This is a genomic window from Mycolicibacter sinensis, assembly GCF_001667945.1.
GTDB classification, from domain to species: domain Bacteria; phylum Actinomycetota; class Actinomycetes; order Mycobacteriales; family Mycobacteriaceae; genus Mycobacterium; species Mycobacterium sinense_B.
Genome location: NZ_LZJK01000059.1, coordinates 1 through 16,719, shown reverse-complemented (window position 1 = coordinate 16,719; position 16,719 = coordinate 1). Strand labels below are relative to the sequence as shown.

The 16,719-nt window shown below is 67.9% G+C and carries 10 protein-coding genes and 2 pseudogenes; 5 read left to right on the top strand and 7 right to left on the bottom strand.

The annotated features are described in order from the left end of the window. Positions 1 to 7: 7 nt before the first annotated feature. The 5 genes from A5694_RS07630 to A5694_RS07610 form a co-directional block, all read right to left on the bottom strand. Positions 8 to 424: an acyl-CoA thioesterase gene (locus A5694_RS07630; protein ID WP_267887745.1), complete on the bottom strand. Its 417-nt coding sequence runs from the start codon at positions 422 to 424 to the stop codon at positions 8 to 10. After that, positions 421 to 5,295, bottom strand: coding sequence for an NAD-glutamate dehydrogenase (locus tag A5694_RS07625; RefSeq protein WP_064921233.1), 4,875 nt, complete (start codon positions 5,293 to 5,295; stop codon positions 421 to 423). Before A5694_RS07625 ends, A5694_RS07630 begins: the two co-directional genes overlap by 4 nt. A 54-nt stretch (positions 5,296 to 5,349) precedes the next feature. Beyond that, positions 5,350 to 7,026, bottom strand: a complete 1,677-nt coding sequence (gene ettA / locus A5694_RS07620) for an energy-dependent translational throttle protein EttA (protein ID WP_064921232.1) — start codon at positions 7,024 to 7,026, stop codon at positions 5,350 to 5,352. Between the two features lie 80 nt (positions 7,027 to 7,106). After that, positions 7,107 to 7,580, bottom strand: a complete 474-nt coding sequence (locus A5694_RS07615) for a single-stranded DNA-binding protein (RefSeq protein WP_064921231.1) — start codon at positions 7,578 to 7,580, stop codon at positions 7,107 to 7,109. Between the two features lie 148 nt (positions 7,581 to 7,728). Next, entirely contained in the window at positions 7,729 to 8,544 is an 816-nt protein-coding gene (locus tag A5694_RS07610) for an LppX_LprAFG lipoprotein (RefSeq protein WP_207515945.1), read from the bottom strand. A 179-nt stretch (positions 8,545 to 8,723) separates the two neighbouring features. Here A5694_RS07610 and A5694_RS07605 point away from each other — a divergent pair, with 179 nt between their 5' ends. The 4 genes from A5694_RS07605 to A5694_RS07590 all read left to right on the top strand — a co-directional run bounded on the left by A5694_RS07605 (position 8,724) and on the right by A5694_RS07590 (position 12,749). After that, positions 8,724 to 10,061: an MFS transporter gene (locus A5694_RS07605; RefSeq protein WP_064921294.1), complete on the top strand. Its 1,338-nt coding sequence runs from the start codon at positions 8,724 to 8,726 to the stop codon at positions 10,059 to 10,061. 129 nt (positions 10,062 to 10,190) lie between these two features. Next, positions 10,191 to 11,387 carry a saccharopine dehydrogenase family protein gene (locus tag A5694_RS07600; protein WP_064921230.1) on the top strand — a complete coding sequence of 399 codons (1,197 nt, stop codon included), beginning with the start codon at positions 10,191 to 10,193 and terminating at the stop codon, positions 11,385 to 11,387. Next, on the top strand, positions 11,384 to 12,127 hold the full coding sequence (locus A5694_RS07595) for a nitroreductase family protein (protein WP_064921229.1): 744 nt from the start codon (positions 11,384 to 11,386) through the stop codon (positions 12,125 to 12,127). Before A5694_RS07600 ends, A5694_RS07595 begins: the two co-directional genes overlap by 4 nt. A 43-nt stretch (positions 12,128 to 12,170) precedes the next feature. Next, positions 12,171 to 12,749 carry a TetR/AcrR family transcriptional regulator gene (locus tag A5694_RS07590; protein ID WP_064921228.1) on the top strand — a complete coding sequence of 193 codons (579 nt, stop codon included), beginning with the start codon at positions 12,171 to 12,173 and terminating at the stop codon, positions 12,747 to 12,749. Positions 12,750 to 12,768: 19 nt separating this feature from the next. On the opposite strand, the gene A5694_RS07585 is transcribed toward A5694_RS07590, so the two are convergent. Both A5694_RS07585 and A5694_RS07580 read right to left on the bottom strand, forming a co-directional pair. Continuing rightward, the gene (locus A5694_RS07585; RefSeq protein ID WP_064921227.1) at positions 12,769 to 14,781 is read right to left on the bottom strand and encodes a cytochrome c oxidase assembly protein; all 2,013 of its coding nucleotides are present in this window, start codon (positions 14,779 to 14,781) and stop codon (positions 12,769 to 12,771) included. Positions 14,782 to 14,836: 55 nt separating this feature from the next. After that, positions 14,837 to 16,486 (bottom strand): annotated as a pseudogene (locus tag A5694_RS07580) (glycerol-3-phosphate 1-O-acyltransferase); the annotation flags it as partial. Here A5694_RS07580 and A5694_RS22445 point away from each other — a divergent pair. After that, a pseudogene (locus A5694_RS22445) lies at positions 16,479 to 16,719 on the top strand (glycerol-3-phosphate 1-O-acyltransferase); the annotation flags it as partial. The pseudogenes A5694_RS07580 and A5694_RS22445 sit on opposite strands and share 8 nt — an antisense overlap.

Here is a 16,719-nt window from a genome sequence, read left to right as displayed (position 1 = left end):
CGCGCGTTCAGCGAAGGAATTTCTCCAGGTAGCCGCGATGGTCCGCCGACAGCCGCACCAGCTTCTGTTCGTCGATGCTGAACGCGGCCAACTGGGTTTCGGCGATCACCGCCGGTTTGGAGTCCGGCGCGGCACTGACCGAGCGGACTTCGTAGCCGATGGTGAAGTCGACCGTGCGCAGCCGCGAGATCCACATCGTCACCTGCAGCGGCGAGTCCGTCAGCCGCAGCTGCCCTTTGTAGGCGACCCGGACTTCGGCGATCAACAGGCCGACGCTGGTGATGTCGACGGCGAAGGCCGGCGACAGGAACGGCACCCGCGCCTCTTCGAGGATGGTCACCATGGTCGCGTGGTTGATGTGTTGGTACATGTCGATGTCCGACCAGCGCACCGGAATCGAGGCAACAAACCCCGGCGTGCTCACGAGGCCGACCCCCGGCCGCTGGCGCGGGTCATGCTGCGGATCTGCCGCGCCGCCACCGACAACGTGGCCAGGTCCCGTTGGTCGGACTCATAGATCTGGCTCAACGTCCGCCGTGCCCGTGCCACCCGCGACCCGTTGGTCGATTCCCACTCGGTGATCTTCTGCATCCCATCCTCATCCGGTTCGCCGACCGCCAGCACATCCAGGCACAGCGACCGCACCGAATTGTAGATGTCGTCGCGGATCGCCAACCGCGCCAACGCATGCCAGCGGTCATCGCGGGGCAGGCGGGCCACCGCGGTCAGCAGTCCGTCGGTGCCGAGCCGATCCATCAACGCGAAGTAGGTGTCGGCGACCTCGCCCGCGTCGCGGTCGGTGATGTCGGCCACGTCGATGATGTCGAGCAGGCTGTAGCGGTACAGGCCCATGGCGATGTCGCCGGCGAGGTCCTCCGGCACACCCTGGGCGCGGAACTCCCCGATGTGTTCGGCCACGATGTCGGCGTCGTCGCCGCGCAGCCATTCCGACATTCGCGGCGTCAACTGGGCCACCTTGTCGGCGAACCGGTTGATCTCAGCGCCTACCGCCAGCGGCTGCGGACGGTAGTTGAGCAGCCAGCGCCCGGCACGGTCGATGAGCCGGCGCAGGTCCAGCGTCATCCGGTCGGTCACCGCCACCGGCAGGCCGTCGCGCTCACCGGCTTCCCGGATCCGGCGCCACAACCGGCCCACCCCGAAGATCGCGTCGGTCGCCACGTAGGCCCGGACCGCGTCGATGAGGTCGACGCCGACATCCTCGGTGATCCGGAAGGCGTAGGTGATGCCGGCGGTGTCCACCACATCATTGATCAGCATCGTGGTGACGATCTCGCGGCGCAGTTGGTGCGAGCGGATCTCGTGAGCGAATCGCTGCTGCAGCACCGACGGGAAGTACTGCGGCAACCGGGCGGCGAAAACGTCCTGATCCGGTAGATCGGTGGCCAGCACCGCCGCCTTGAGCGTCAGTTTGACGTGGGCCATCAGCGTCGCCAGCTCCGGTGAGGCCAGCCCCAGTCCGGCCTCGGCGCGCCGGGCGATCTCCTTCTCCGACGGCAGCGCCTCCAGCTCGCGGTTCAGGCCGCGGTCGGCCACCAGGTGCCGGATCTGGTCGGCGTGCACCGGCAGCAGGCTGGCGGCGTTGGCCCGGCTGGTGCCCATCAGGTCGTTCTGGGCGGTGTTGTCGGCCAGTACCAGCGCACTGACCTCGTCGGTCATCGATGCCAGCAGCGCCGGGCGCTCCTGCGCGTCGAGCTTGCCGAGGGTCACCAGGGCGTCGATCAGGATCTTGATGTTGACCTCGTGGTCGGAGCAGTCGACGCCGGCCGAGTTATCCAGCGCGTCGGTGTTGATCCGGCCGCCGGCCAGGTCGAACTCGACGCGGCCCAGCGGTGTGACGCCGAGGTTGCCGCCTTCCCCGATCACCTTGGCGCGCACTTGGTTTCCGTTGACCCGAACCTGGTCGTTGGCCCGGTCACCGACATCGCCGTCGGATTCGGATTCGGCTTTGACATAGGTGCCGATACCGCCGTTGAACAACAAGTCGACCGGCGCCCGCAGAATCGCCCTGATCAGCGCCGGCGGGGTCAGCTCGGTGATGTCGTCGTCGAGCCCCAGGACCGCTCGCACCTGCGGGCTGACCGGCACCGATTTCAGGTCGCGCGGGTAGACACCGCCGCCGGCACTGATCAGTGACTTGTCGTAGTCGTCCCAACTGGACCGGGGCAGGTCAAACATCCGCTGACGTTCGGCGAAGGACCGGGCCGGATCCGGATCCGGGTCCAAGAAGATGTGCCGGTGGTCGAAGGCGGCCACCAGGCGGATGTGTTCGCTGCGCAGCATTCCGTTGCCGAACACATCGCCGCTCATGTCCCCGACGCCGACGACGGTGAAGTCCTGGGTCTGGGTGTCGATGCCCATCTCCCGGAAGTGCCGCTTGACCGATTCCCAGGCACCCTTGGCGGTGATGCCCATCTCCTTGTGGTCGTAGCCGACCGATCCACCCGAGGCGAAGGCATCACCGAGCCAGTAGCCGTAGGACTGCGCGACCTCGTTGGCGATGTCGGAGAAGCTGGCGGTGCCCTTGTCGGCGGCCACCACCAGATAGGCGTCGTCGCCGTCGCGCCGGACCACCTGCGGTGGCGCACTGATGGCGCGGGTGGCGTGGTCGACGTTGTCGGTGACGTCGAGCATGCCGGAGATCAGCAGTTTGTAGCAGGCGATCCCCTCCGCGCGGGTCGCTTCCCGATCGGTCGCCGGGTCACCGGTGGGCAGCGGCGGGCGTTTGACCACGAATCCGCCCTTGGCACCTACAGGGACGATGACGGCGTTCTTGACCTCTTGGGCTTTGACCAGCCCGAGGATCTCGGTGCGGTAGTCCTCGCGGCGGTCCGACCAGCGCAGCCCGCCGCGGGATACGAAACCGAACCGCAGGTGCACCCCTTCGACCCGCGGCGAGTAGACGAAGATTTCGAACTTCGGGCGCGGCAGTGGCAACTCGTCGATCAGGCGGGCGTCCAGCTTGAACGCCAGAACATTCTGTGCGCGAGCCGAATTAGCGCGGGTGACGAAGTAGTTGGTGCGTAGCGTGGCCTGAATCAGGGAGGCGAACGCTCGCAGCACCCGGTCGGTGTCCAGGCTCACCACTGCGTCGATGCCGGCTGCGACATCAGCGGCCGCCAGCTGCGCATCCCGGCTGCGGGACTTCCGGGACGGGTCGAACAGCGCCTCGAACAACGCCACCAGCGCCCGTGCGGTGTCCGGATGCTCGTTGAGCACCGACGCGATGTGGCTTTCGCTGTAGGGAAAACGCGCCTGCCGCAGGTATTTGGCGTAGCCGCGCAGCACCACCACCTGCTGCCAGCTCAGCCCGGCCCGCAGCACCAGCTCATTGAACCGGTCGGTCTCGACCCGTCCCTCCCAGATCGCGGTGACCCCGTCGGCGAATCGCCTTTGGGCCGCATCACGTTCGGCGCCGGTCGCCGGAATCTCGATGGTGGGGTGCGGCGACACCTTGAACTTATAGATCCATACCGTCAGACCGTCGGCGCGCGCGACGGTGAACGGCCGCTCTTCGAGCACCACCACACCCATGGATTGCAGCATCGGCAGCAATTGACTCAATGACGCACCGTGGCCGCCGAGAAACCAGGTCAACGGGACCGCGTCGTCCGTGCCGTAGCCGGAGACCACCAACCGGACCGCGCCGTCGGCCAACTGCTCGATGGTGGCGATGTCGTCGATGGCCTCGGCCGGCGTGACGGCCTGTTTGTAGGTTTCGGCGAATGCCGCTGCGTAGTGCTGCGCCTGGGGCTCCGCCGGGGTTCCGCCCGCCGCAGCGATCAACCGGTCCGCCCAGGTGCGGCTGGCCTCGGTCAACCGGGCCTGGATCCGCACCCGGTTGGCTTCGGAGGTGTCAACGGTGCGTGCCTTGGGATCGTCGGGCAGCCGGACCATGAAATGGATCAACGCCCAGGGAGCTTCGCTGACCCGGGCGCTGTACTCCACACCGACACCGCCGAATTCGGCGGCCAGAATGTCTTCCATCTGCAGCCGGACCGGCGTGGTGTAGCGATCGCGCGGCAGGTAGACCAGACACGACACGAAACGCCCGGTCCGGTCGCCGCGCAGGAACAGCAACGTGCCGCGCCGCGTACCCAGATCGGCGACGGCCATCGCCATGTTCAGCAATTGCTCGGCGCTGATCGCGAAAAGCTCTGAGCGCGGGACCGTTTGGATGATGTCCAGGAGCAGCTGTCCCGGGTGGCCGGGCTCGCGCTCCGAGAGCGCCAGTGCCTGACGCACGGTCCGGGAGACGACCGGGATCTCGAAGACGTCGGCGTTCATGGCCCCGGCGGTGAACAGTCCGACGAACCGGTGCGCGACGATGTCATCGCCGGTGTCCTCCCGGATCACCACCACGTAGGTGTGTGACCCGAACCGCATGTAACTGGGCACGGTGGCCTGCGCCAGGGTCAGCAGATTGTCGCCGGTGAGCATGGGCCGCACGGACTTACGCAGCCGCAGCACCCCCAGCCGGTCCGCGTCGTCGACCAGCACCTGTCCGTCGCGCACCGCTCCGCGCTGGTAGCCGAGCAACACGAAGTGCCCATCGGCGAGCCAGCGCAGCAGCGCGGCCACGTCGTGGCGGTCCGGCGCGGTGTAGTGCCCGTGCGCATCGGATTCGACGTCACCGGCCAGTGCGGTGAGCGCGTCGTGCATCGCCTCGGAGTCCGTGGCGACCTGGCGGACGTCGGCCATCACATGCGGCAGCAGCCGTTTCGCCTCGGCCAGCGTCTCACGGCTGACCGACGGCGAGAGCTGGACGTGAATCCAGGTCTCGGCAGCGACGGCGCCCTCGGTCGAGGTCGGTTCGACGTCCGAGTCTTTCGGTTCGACGCAGCGCAGTTCGCCGTCCGCATCGCGCTGCACGGTGAACACCGGCGTCATGATGCCGATGTAGGCCACCCCGAGGCGGTGCAGCAGGACCGCGACGGAATCCACCAGCATCCCGGCATGCCCGGTCACCGCTTGCAGGGCGGGCCCGAACCCTGCCGCATCGTCGCCGGTGTAGACGCCGACCCGGGTCTCCCCGGCCGGCCGGTGTTGTGCCAGCCGCGCGTGGGCTGCCAGCAGCCCCGGAGTCACGACCGCCGTGGCCGCGGCCCGGCCGGCCGACTCAGCGCCGGATGCATCGTCGCCGCCGAGTGCGTCGCTGTGCGGGCCACGGTAGGTGGCGATATAGGCGCCCGCGACCCACTCGGGGATGCCCTGCGGCTGAGCGGGATCGGGAAACGTCGTCCATACGGCCGATCGCCGCTCGGTGGCATCCGTCATCCCCACCCCTCCTGACCAGGTGTCAGCTCCGGCAGCGCCGCTACCGGCCTTACCTTAATCGCGGGTGAGTCTGCGGTGGGTCACTCGATGCGGACGCGCCGCCTCGGCTCCCAGCCGTTCCACCTTGTTCTCCTCGTACGCGCCGAAGTTGCCCTCGAACCAGAACCACTTGGCCTCGTCGTCGGCGTCGCCCTCCCAGGCCAGGATGTGGGTGCAGGTGCGGTCGAGGAACCAGCGGTCGTGGGAGATCACCACCGCACAGCCGGGGAAGTTCACCAACGCGTTCTCCAGCGATCCCAGGGTTTCGACGTCCAGGTCGTTGGTCGGCTCGTCGAGCAGGATCAGGTTCCCGCCCTCTTTGAGGGTCAGGGCCAGGTTCAGCCGGTTGCGTTCCCCGCCGGAGAGCACCCCGGCCGGCTTCTGCTGGTCAGGTCCCTTGAAACCGAACGCCGAAACGTAGGCCCGGGACGGGATCTCGTTCTGCCCGACCTGGATGTGGTCGAGCCCATCGGAGACCACCTCCCAAACCGTCTTCTTGGGATCGATGCCCGCCCGGGACTGGTCGACGTAGCTCAGCTTGACCGTCTCGCCGACCTTGACCGTGCCGCTGTCGGGTTCCTCCAGGCCGACGATCGTCTTGAACAGCGTGGTCTTGCCGACACCGTTGGGGCCGATCACCCCGACGATGCCGTTGCGGGGCAGCGTGAACGACAGATCCTTGATCAGCAGCCGCCCGCCGAAGCCCTTGTCGAGGTGCTCGACCTCCACCACTTGGTTGCCCAACCGCGGACCGGTCGGGATCTGGATCTCCTCGAAGTCGAGCTTGCGGGTCTTCTCGGCCTCGGCGACCATCTCCTCGTAGCGCTGCAACCGGGCCTTGTTCTTGGCCTGGCGGGCCTTGGCGCCCGAGCGCACCCAGGCCAGCTCGTCCTGCAGCCGCTTCTGCAGCTTGGCGTCTTTGCGGCCCTGAACAGCGATCCGCTCGGCCTTCTTCTCCAGGTAGGTCGAGTAGTTGCCTTCGTAGGGGTAGGCCCGGCCGCGGTCGAGCTCCAGGATCCACTGCGCCACGTTGTCGAGGAAGTAGCGGTCGTGGGTGACCGCCAGGATCGCGCCGGGGTAACTGGCCAGGTGCGCTTCGAGCCACTGCACGCTCTCGGCGTCGAGGTGGTTGGTGGGCTCGTCGAGCAGCAACAGGTCGGGCTTGCTCAACAGCAGCTTGCACAGCGCGACGCGGCGCCGTTCCCCACCGGAGAGGTTGGTGACCGGCTCATCGGGCGGCGGGCAGCGCAACGCGTCCATGGCCTGCTCGAGTTGGGAGTCGATGTCCCACGCGTTGGCATGGTCGAGTTCCTCCTGCAGCCGGCCCATCTCCTCCATCAGCTCGTCGGAGTAGTCGGTGGCCATCAGCTCGGCGACCTCGTTGAAGCGGTCCAGCTTCACCTTGATGTCGCCCAGGCCCTCCTCCACGTTGCCGCGGACGGTCTTCTCCTCGTTCAGCGGCGGCTCCTGCTGCAGGATGCCCACGCTGGCCCCGGGGGTCAGAAATGCGTCGCCGTTGTTGGGGGTGTCCAGCCCCGCCATGATCCGCAAGACGCTCGACTTGCCGGCCCCGTTGGGGCCGACCACACCGATCTTGGCTCCCGGCAGGAAACTCAACGTGACGTCGTCGAGGATGACCTTGTCGCCGTGCGCCTTGCGGACCTTCCTCATCGTGTAGATGAACTCAGCCATGCCGCGGTGTCGCCTCCTGGTCTCGCGAATTTGCTCGCCGACCATCCTAGGTGGTGGTTTTCCCCGGCCGTCGGCTGCGCTCAGGCGGTCAGCGCCATGCCGTCCCGCTCGTCGCCGGGATCGGCATCGTCCTCGGCGGTATCGGGGCTGGTGGCCTCATCGGCGTGGACGGCAGCAGGCGGACTGTCCGGCCCCGCGGCGATGATCTTCTCCACCCGCGCCGCGCACCGCGCCAGATTGGGGCCGACCGCCGTTGCGCGCAGCTCCACCGACGAGCGGCGATTGCCGTCCTTGTCCTCGTATTCGCTGGTGAACACGTCACCGACCACGATCACCGGCAGCCCCTTGCTCAGCGACGCACCTACGCCGGTGACCAACTTGTCCCAGCAGGTGACCGTCATGTACAGCGAGTTGCCCGCCTCCCAGGTTCCGTCGGCGCGGCGTTTGCGCGAGTTGCTGGCGACCCGGAACTTGATCAGTTCATGGTCGCCCACCCGGCGGCGGACGGGGTCCGTGGCGACGTTGCCGATGATGGTGATAGGCGTTTCGTACATTGCACACTTCCTTCCTGGTTGCGGCGGGCGAACGGCTCGCCGGTGCTGCGACCAGTAGGCCCGGCGTCCCCGACAACGACGGCAGACAGCGCGTCCGGCGCAGCGGCAACTGTGGAAGAACGACGAACTGGGGATAAGACCCGAGCGGCTACATGCGTGGTTTGCCGACGCTCACCGGCGCATTCCAGTTCGAGAAGGTGAGCTGGACGGAGTTGTCGGCGCCGGAGGCCAGCTCAAGCCGCACCAGGTGATGATCACCGGTTTCCTGGATCCAGACGGTGCACGAGGTCCGCTTGTTGGCGTGCAGCTGGGGGACGATCTTCTTCGCCGCCGCGGCCGACACCTCGCCGGTGACCCGGACGGTGTGTACACCGTCGATCGTCTCGCGTCCACTGACCTCGGGATCGATGAAGTCGGTCAGCAGGTCGGCGAGTCCGGTGGCTGGACTCAGGATCGTCGCCGGATCATAGAAATTGCCGGCCGGTCCGTAATCGACCCACCGGTGCGACGACTGCGATACGTATAAATCGCCGCCGAACACCACGAATTTGACGTAGGCCGGAGCGCCTCGGTAGGCGATCTTGGCGTAGCCCTTCGCCGCGTCGTCAGGCCGGCGGGTCACGTCGCCGTCGAGCGCGGTGATCGCCAGGTTCTCGATGTTGCCGGTCACCGACATGCTCAGGTGCACGCTGTCGAGGTCGGCGGTGGTGGCGCTGGACTCCTTGAGGATCGCCGCGGCGTCGGGCAGCGGCTCGCTGGCCTTCTTCGATGACGTCGGCGACGGTGACGTGGGCGAGGACGTCGCCGGAGCCGCCGACGGCGGCACGGTCGTCGGGGAGGTCGCAGAGGACATGGCGGTGGCCGATGACGGCGTCGGAGCCGGCGGGGACGGGCTGGATGAGCAACCGGCGAACAGGACAGCGGCGGCGCTCACAACGGTCAGGACGGCTGGGAGCCTGCGCATGCCCGTCATCGTAGAGGGCGCCTGCCCGCCCGGGCAGGGCGTCCTGTGTCAACGAGAACTGTGCAGACAGTTGGTATACGTTGCTTGCGGTGGATACCAACGGCCTATCCGGCAGCGGTGCACACACGAGCCGCAGACAGTGGGCACGCGACGACATCCGGGTCTCGGATCCCGCGGCCATGCAACGCTCGATCGCGGGCACTGCTGTCGGCAACTTCATGGAGTGGTACGACTTCGGCATCTACGGTTTCCTGGCCACCACGATCGCGCAGGTGTTCTACCCCAGTGACAGTTCCAGCGCGGTGGGTCTGATCGCCACGTTCGGCACCCTGGCGGCGGCCTTCGCCGTGCGGCCGTTCGGCGGCATCGTCTTCGGCGCACTCGGTGACCGCATCGGCCGCAAGCGGGTGCTGATCATGACCGTCGCGCTGATGGCGATCGGCACCACGGTGACCGGGCTGCTGCCGTCCTACGACGAGATCGGGATCTGGGCGCCGGTCCTGCTGATCATCACCAAAATCATGCAGGGCTTCTCCACCGGCGGCGAGTACGTCGGCGCGATGACCTACGTCAGCGAGCACGCCCCGGACCGCAGCCGTGGAGCGCTCACCGGGTTCCTGCCGCTGGGCACGTTGGGCGGCTACATCACCGGAGCCGCGGTGGTGACGCTGATCAAATCCCAGCTGCCGGTCTCCGACATGCTGCACTGGGGCTGGCGGGTCCCCTTCTTGCTGGGTGTCCCGCTGGCCCTCGTCACGCTCTACATGCGGTTGCGCATCGACGAATCACCGGCCTTTGAAGAGCTAGGTGAGCACGGCGGCCGGGCCCGCGACAGCGGGTGGCAGCAGTTCCAGCAGACCATCGTGCGGCAACGCAAGGGACTGCTGATCTGCATGGGCCTGGTGCTGGCCGAGAACGTCACCAACTACATGCTCACCGGCTACCTGCCGACGTACTTCAAGCAGGTCGGACGCATCAGCGGCAGCCGCGGGCTGACGATGATCGTGGTGGCGCTGTTGCTGATGCTGGTTGCGGTGATTCCGCTGGCCAAGCTCTCCGACCGGATCGGCCGCAAACCGATCATGTGGACCGGCAGCCTGCTGCTGATCTTCGGCTCGGTGCCGGCCTTCTTGCTGATCCGGCATGGCGGAAACTATCCGCTGCGACTGCTCGGTGTGCTGCTCATCGGTGTGATGTTGCTGTGCTTCAACAGCACCACACCGTCGACCCTGCCGGCCCTGTTCCCCACCCAGGTGCGCCTGTTCACGGTGGCGATCGGATTCAACATCTCGGTCTCGATCTTCGGTGGCACCACTCCACTGGTCGCCGAGACGCTGGTCTCCGGTACCGGCAACGTGATGGTGCCGGCCTACATCCTCGTTGGCGCGGGCCTCATCGGCGCGATCACGCTGTGGTTCACCCCGGAGACGGCCGGCAAGAGACTCCCGGGTTCGGGGCCGTCGGTGGCCACCGAACAAGAGGCCGACGCCATCGCCGAGGCCGGGCTCCACGAATAGCTTCGACGAAGCGCGCCGACCAGGCCGACTCCACGTCGACTCGGGATGACGTAAGCACTGTTAACATTGTGCTGATCGGACCGGTGGACGTCGTGCTCGTGACACAGCCCACCCGACAAGGAATGGACCATGAGCATCCCTGACCGAACTGCCCGCCGCCCTTTCGATCTGGTGATCTTCGGCGCCACCGGCTTCACCGGTGGTCTGACCGCCGACTACCTCGCCGCCCAGCTGCCCGCCGGCGCCCGATGGGCCCTGGCCGGCCGCAACCAGGCCAAGCTCGAAGCCGTGCGCGACCGGCTCGCTGCCATCAATCCGGACGCGGCCACGCTGCAACTCCTGCTGGCCGACACCGGTGATCCGGATTCGCTGCGCGCGGTGGCCGAGTCGGCGCGGGTGGTGATCGCCACGGTCGGTCCGTATTTGGAGCACGGTGAGCCGCTGGTGGCGGCGTGCGCTGCAGCCGGCACCGACTACCTCGATCTCACCGGCGAGCCGGAGTTCGTCGACCGGATGTATCTGAACCACCACGCCACGGCCGTCCAGACCGGCGCCCGGCTGGTTCACGCCTGCGGCTTCGACTCCATCCCGCATGACCTGGGCGCCTTCTTCACCGTCCAGCAGCTGCCGCACGGGGTGCCGTTGACGGTGCGCGGCGTGGCGCGCGCCAACATGATGATCTCCGGCGGCACATTGCATTCCGCGCTGGCGCAGATGTCGCGGTTGCGGCAGATGCGCCAGGTCGAGGTGGCCCGCAAGAAAGCCGAGCCGCACACCGATGGCCGCCGGACGCGGGCACGCGTCGGAGTTCCGCGCCACGATGCCGAACTCGGTGTGTGGCTGCTGCCGCTGCCGACGGTCGACCCCCAGATAGTGCAGCGATCCGCAGCCGCCCGCGCCGATTACGGCCCCGACTTCACCTACATCCACTACGCGGGTATCCAGCGGGCCACCACGCTGGCCGCTGCCCTCGCGGGCGTCGGGGCATTCGTCGCCGCCGCACAGGTACCGCTGCTGCGTCGCGTGCTCGGCAGGCGAATACCGCAGGGCGAGGGTCCCTCGGAGTCCCGAAGGGCCGGTTCATGGTTCACCGTCGACTTCATCGGCGCCGGCGGCGGCAAGCAGGTGCACACCCAGGTCCGCGGCGGCGATCCGGGCTATAGCGAAACCGCGAAAATGCTCGCGGAGTCCGCCATGTGCCTGGCATTCGACGCCAACCCGCAGACCTCCGGTCAGCTCACCACGGTCGCCGCGATGGGCGAAAACCTCCTGCGCCGACTCACCGACGCCGGCATCGAATTTCGTGTCGTCGGGGAGAAGGGATGACCGCAACCCCCGGCCCGTTCGTACCCCCCGACGCCGTCGAGGCACTTGCGGGATTGAACATGCCGCTCGCCGAGGCCATGCGCTCCCAGCGGGCGATCCGCCGACTGCACTTCGACCCCGTCGACACCGACGTCCTGCGCGAGGTGCTGGCATTGGCGCTCAAGGCTCCCACCAGTTCGAACAGCCAAGACTGGGCATTCGTCGTCGTCAACGACGCCCAGCAGAAGCGGCGCTTGGTGCGCAGCTACCAACGGGCGTTCACCCTGTTCGGCTGGTTTGCCAGGCGCAGCGCCCCCGACGAACCGACGCTACGCCAGTTAAAGGTCTCCGAGTGGCAGCGTGAGCACTACCACGAACTGCCGACCCTCGTGGTGGCCTGCTACCGGCGCACCCTCAAGCATCAGCCCGTCGGGTGGCCGCAGATCAGGGTCTCGTCGTTCTACGGTTCGGTCTATCCCGCGGTGCAGAACCTGCTTCTGGCGTGCCGGGCCGTGGGCCTGGGCGCCTCACTGCAGACGCTGCCGTTGTGGTCGGTCCGCAACACCCGCCGCGTGCTGGAGCTGCCACCCGAGATGGTGCCGGTATGCATCATCCCGATCGGCTGGGCTCGTGGACGATACGGCCCGACCCAACGTCCGCCGATCGACGACGTGGTGCACGTCGATCGCTTCGGCCACCAGCCGTGGCGATCAGCCCAGACCGACGAGGCCGGCGGAGCTGGCCCAGAGCCCGTCGGCTAACGTGAGGAGCTCATGTAAGCGGCGTCAACACGGGATAGTACAGATGTCTGCGTCGACCAAGACGTACCACCACGGCGATCTGCCCGGGACGTTGGTGCGCGCCGCCATGGAGTTGCTCGAGGACAACGGCGCCACGGAGTTGTCGCTGCGTGCCGCTGCGCGCCGCGCGGGTGTCTCGACCGCGGCGCCCTACCGCCATTTCGCCGACCGGAACGCCCTGCTGTCAGCGATCGCCGCGGTGGGATATCGCGAACTGGCCTCCGACCTGGTCGCGGCACATCCCGCACCGAAGACGGCGGACGACCTCGCGGGGATCGCCGTCGCCTACGTTCAGTTCGCACTGAGCCGGCCCGGGCTGTTCCGGGTGATGTTCACCGAACGATGTGATCCGAGCAACGCCGAGCGGGTGGCGGCAGTCACCGCAATCCAGGACTATCTGAACTTCGCTGTGCAGCAGGTGTTTCCATCGGCCGATCCGGGGGCCATGTCCACCGCCGTGTGGGGGTTGGTGCACGGGCTGGCCTTTCTGCACCTCGACGGCAAACTCGACGCGTCGTCGCCACAGGTCGTTGCCGATCAGGTGCGCGCGGCCGTGCGCACCGCGGCCGGCCCGATCGCCTAGGCCGGTCTCCGCGCCGGGCTCAGTGCTGCCCGAGCGCGTCCCGGCGGGCCGCCTCGGCCAGCATCGCGTTGTAGGCGACCAACTCGGCGTCCTCGTCCCGGTCGGCGGAGCGGTCGAGCCGCTTCGCGGTGCGACGGTCACTGCGCTGCCACTGCACCAACAGCGCGATCATCACCACCACCAGGGGCAGTTCCCCCGCCGCCCACGTGATGCCACCGCCTAGGTGCTGGTCTCCGGCCAGGTCGGTGTGCCAGGGCAGCCGCAGGCCGGCGTAGAACCACTCGCCGAGCACCTTGTGCATGCCCATCAGAAACACCCCGAAGAAGCCATGCAGCGGCAGCGAGGCGAACACCACCGCCAGCTTGGCCAGCGGTGAGATCGGCCGAGGTGTGGGGTCCACGCCGATCACCACCCAATAGAAGAGGTAGCCGCTGAGCAGGAAGTGCACGTTCATCGCGACGTGCCCCGCGTGACTGCCGACGATCGAGTCGAAGATGGTGGAAAAGTACAGCCCGTAGAAGCCGGCGACGAAGATCACCGCCGCGATGATCGGGTTGGTGAAGAACCGCGAGACCCGGCTGTGCAGCGCCGCCAGCAACCATTCGCGCATTGCGGGCGGCTCGCCGCGACCGGCCGCCGGCAGCGCCCGCAGGGCCAGCGTGGTCGGCCCGCCCAGCACCAGCAGGATCGGCACCAGCATGGACAGCAGCATGTGCACGACCATGTGCATGCTGAACATCGCCGGCATGTAGCGCCCGGTTCCCGACGAGGTGGCCACCAGCAGCGTCGCACAACCGAGCAGCCAGGCGGCGGTGCGGCCCACCGGCCAGGCGTCCCCGCGACGACGCAGCCGCCACACCCCGGCGAGGTAGACGGCCGCCAGCACGATCGCGGCGGTACCGAAGATCACGTCGAATCGCCAGTCGAACAGAATCCGCGCCACGGTAGGCGGGCCGGCGAAGTCGTAGCCGATCTTGACCATCGGGATCGACGGGTTCAGCACCGGCGGCGGGGGCGGCGGGGTGCGGCCCAAACCGACCGCAATGCCGAACGTGACCGCGAAGACACCGGCCTCGATCAGGGCCAGCCGGATCAGCGGTCCGCGTGCCTGGCCGTCGGCCTGCAGCGCTGCCACCCCGCGGCGCCGTTGCCGGACCCCGACCACACCGAGCACGCACAGCGCGATGAACTTGGCCAGCACCAAGCGGCCGTACTCGGTGGTCAGCAGGTCGGACGGGGCCAGCCGCACCAGCGCGTTGAGTACGCCGGACAGGCCCATGGCCACAAAGCACCACAGCGCCACCGTGGAGAACCGCCGGGCCGCCAGGTCGGCGTGCTCCGCGCCGCGCAGGGCGTGCACGAGCAGGGCCAACAGGCCGCCGGCCCACAACCCCGCAGCCACCAGGTGGATCAGCAGGCTGTTGGTGGCCAGGTCGTGAGAGCCGCCGGCCGCCGAATGCCCGGTCAATCCCAGCGGGACCAGGGTCAGCAACGAGCCCGCCAGCAGCACCGGTGTCCAGGACCAGCGCAGCACCGGCCGACTCGCCAGGGTCAGCGCCGCGGCCAGCAGTGCGGTCCACCGCCACGCGGACGCGGTGTCGATCAGGCCGGCCAGCGACCACGTCGTCACCGGGTCGAGGAGCTCGGACAGCGGGTGGCCGGAGACATCGGAGATGGTCAGCGGAACCAGCAGCGCCGCACACACCGCCCAGGTGCCCGAGGCCGCCGTGCCCAGCCGCAGCGCGCGGTAGCCGGCGGCGTCGAGCACGCCGCTGCCCTGCGGCGGGACCAGAAATGCGGCGAGCAGAAACGACCCCACCGCCAGCACCGCGGCGATCTCGCCGGCGGCCCGCACGAACGGCAGGCCCAGCGTGGTCACCGGGCCGGGATCAGGCAGACCGGTCGCGGTCAGCGCATCGGCCAACGACAGCGCGGCGATCCCGGCGGCGGTGCAACCGGCCAAGATCGCCACCCCGACCAGTACCGGCAGGTAGGTGGCCGAGCGGGCGCGGGTCGCCGGAATCGCCGTCATGGCCCCCAGCGTATGGCGCGCCCGCCAAGCACGGCATATCGAGGGCGCGGCCGCGCTACCGCTCGCCGCGAGCCCGCCGCAGTCGCCGTGCCTCGGCATCTCGGGCGAAGAACTCCCGGCGGGCGATCCCGGCGATGTGGTCGGAGTCTTTGAGGATGCGTCGCAATTCACCGCGGAACGCTCTGCGGCGTTCGGCCAAATCCGGTGCGTCCTGCAGCAGCTGCTGGTCGGCCACCACCTGGCGTGCGGTGGCGAACAGCAGGGTGGAGACCGACTCGCTGCTGCGGACCCGACCCTGCGCCACGTACTGGCGGCCGACACCCAAGGCCAGCTGGGTCAGCTCCTTCTCACCGATGTCGGCCGGCGCGTCGCAGAGCACGTCGGCGACGATCTCGTACGCCTCGAAGAACACCCGCAACATGACGTCGGACATCACCGGCTTCTTCTCCGACAAGATCCCGTCGATCTCAGCGCCACCGGCGGCGACCCGGGCTTCCCAATCGGTGAACCAGGACATCTCCTCGGCGATGTTGTCGCGGAACGTGGCCGAGTCGGCGAAGTAGAAGTCGAACTTGAGCAGGTCGCGCAGCCGCATCGCCTGATTCCAGAACGCGTCGAGCCGGTCGCCTTCGCCGCGGCCGGCGTGGGCCAACGCCAACTCGACGATCGAGGTCTCCAGGAAGGCATGGATCACCGAGTTGCGGTAGAACGACGCGGCGTGTTCGTCCTCCGGGGCGATCCGCCACACCGCTTCGCGCCCGCCGTCGACGCGCGTGACCGGATGCCCGTTCGATAGCGCGTCGACCGCCGCCCGCACCCCGTCCCGGCTGCGCAGCCGCAGCGCGCTGGTGGAGATCGGTGTCTGCTTGCGTTCCAGGTAGTCCAGGCCCTCCTGCAGCGAATGGTGGATCTGCTCCAGCGTCAACGCCAGCCCGTGCGTGGTCAGCAGCAGCGCGGACACCAGGCCGGTCGCGCTGATCGGGGTGACGCGCTGAATCCGCCAGGCCACCTCGATGGCCATCTTCTGCATCGCCAACCGTTTGGCGTCCGGGTCGATCGCGTCGGCGCCATCGCGCGGCCCGAGGTACTGGCGCATCGACACCGCCTCGGGGAAGCGGACGTAGATCTTGCCGTAGTTGCGTTCGCCCTGCGCCTTGATGAACCGGTACAGCCAGCCGAATCCCTCTGGCGTCTTCTCCCCACCTCGGGCGTAGGCGGCGTATTCGGCCGTCTCGTGCAGTTGGTCAAAGCTGATCGAGACGCCTTGCAGCAGAACGTCATCGGTGCGGTCGTCCAGGTAGGCGTCAGCGACGTAGGTCATCAGTCCGAGCTTGGGCGGCAGCATCTTGCCGGTACGCGACCGGGTTCCCTCGATGGACCAGCTCAGGTTGAACCGCTTCTCCATCACGTAGCCGACGTACTCCTTGAGCACGTACTTGTAGAGCGGGTTGTCACCGATGCTGCGCCGGATGAAGATGACTCCGGAGCGGCGCAGCAACGGTCCCATCAAGCCGAACGACAGGTTGATCCCGGCGAACACGTGCACCGGCGGCAGCCGATTCTCCTGCATGGCCACCGGCATGACCGCGCCGTCGATGTAGGACCGGTGGGAGAACAGCAACACCGCGGGATGGTTCTCCAGCGCGGTGCGCAGCGCGGCGACCTGGTATTCGTCGTAGTCGATCTCGGGATCGAAGCCGCGGCTGGTGAAGCCGGAGATCTTGGCCTCCACCCGTTTCCGGGAGGGCCTCGAGAACATCCCGGGGGCCACGGTCGACGAGGCGGGCAAGATGCTCGACGAACTGTCCACCGGGTGGAGCCGGGTCTCGGTCGATCTGGTCGGCGTACTGACCAGATTGCTCAGCCGCGGCTTCGATCCCGAGATCGACTACGACGAATACCAGGTCGCCGCGCTGCGCACCGCGCTGGAGAACCATC

Coding starts and splice junctions, on each gene's coding strand:
- A5694_RS07590 (WP_064921228.1), top strand. CDS start 12,171: ATGTCTGCGTCGACCAAGACGTACCACCACGGCGATCTGCCCGGGACG.
- A5694_RS07600 (WP_064921230.1), top strand. CDS start 10,191: ATGAGCATCCCTGACCGAACTGCCCGCCGCCCTTTCGATCTGGTGATC.
- A5694_RS07595 (WP_064921229.1), top strand. CDS start 11,384: ATGACCGCAACCCCCGGCCCGTTCGTACCCCCCGACGCCGTCGAGGCA.
- A5694_RS07585 (WP_064921227.1), bottom strand. CDS start 14,781: ATGACGGCGATTCCGGCGACCCGCGCCCGCTCGGCCACCTACCTGCCG.
- A5694_RS07615 (WP_064921231.1), bottom strand. CDS start 7,580: ATGTACGAAACGCCTATCACCATCATCGGCAACGTCGCCACGGACCCC.
- ettA (WP_064921232.1), bottom strand. CDS start 7,026: ATGGCTGAGTTCATCTACACGATGAGGAAGGTCCGCAAGGCGCACGGC.
- A5694_RS07605 (WP_064921294.1), top strand. CDS start 8,724: ATGCAACGCTCGATCGCGGGCACTGCTGTCGGCAACTTCATGGAGTGG.
- A5694_RS07610 (WP_207515945.1), bottom strand. CDS start 8,544: ATGCGCAGGCTCCCAGCCGTCCTGACCGTTGTGAGCGCCGCCGCTGTC.
- A5694_RS07625 (WP_064921233.1), bottom strand. CDS start 5,295: ATGACGGATGCCACCGAGCGGCGATCGGCCGTATGGACGACGTTTCCC.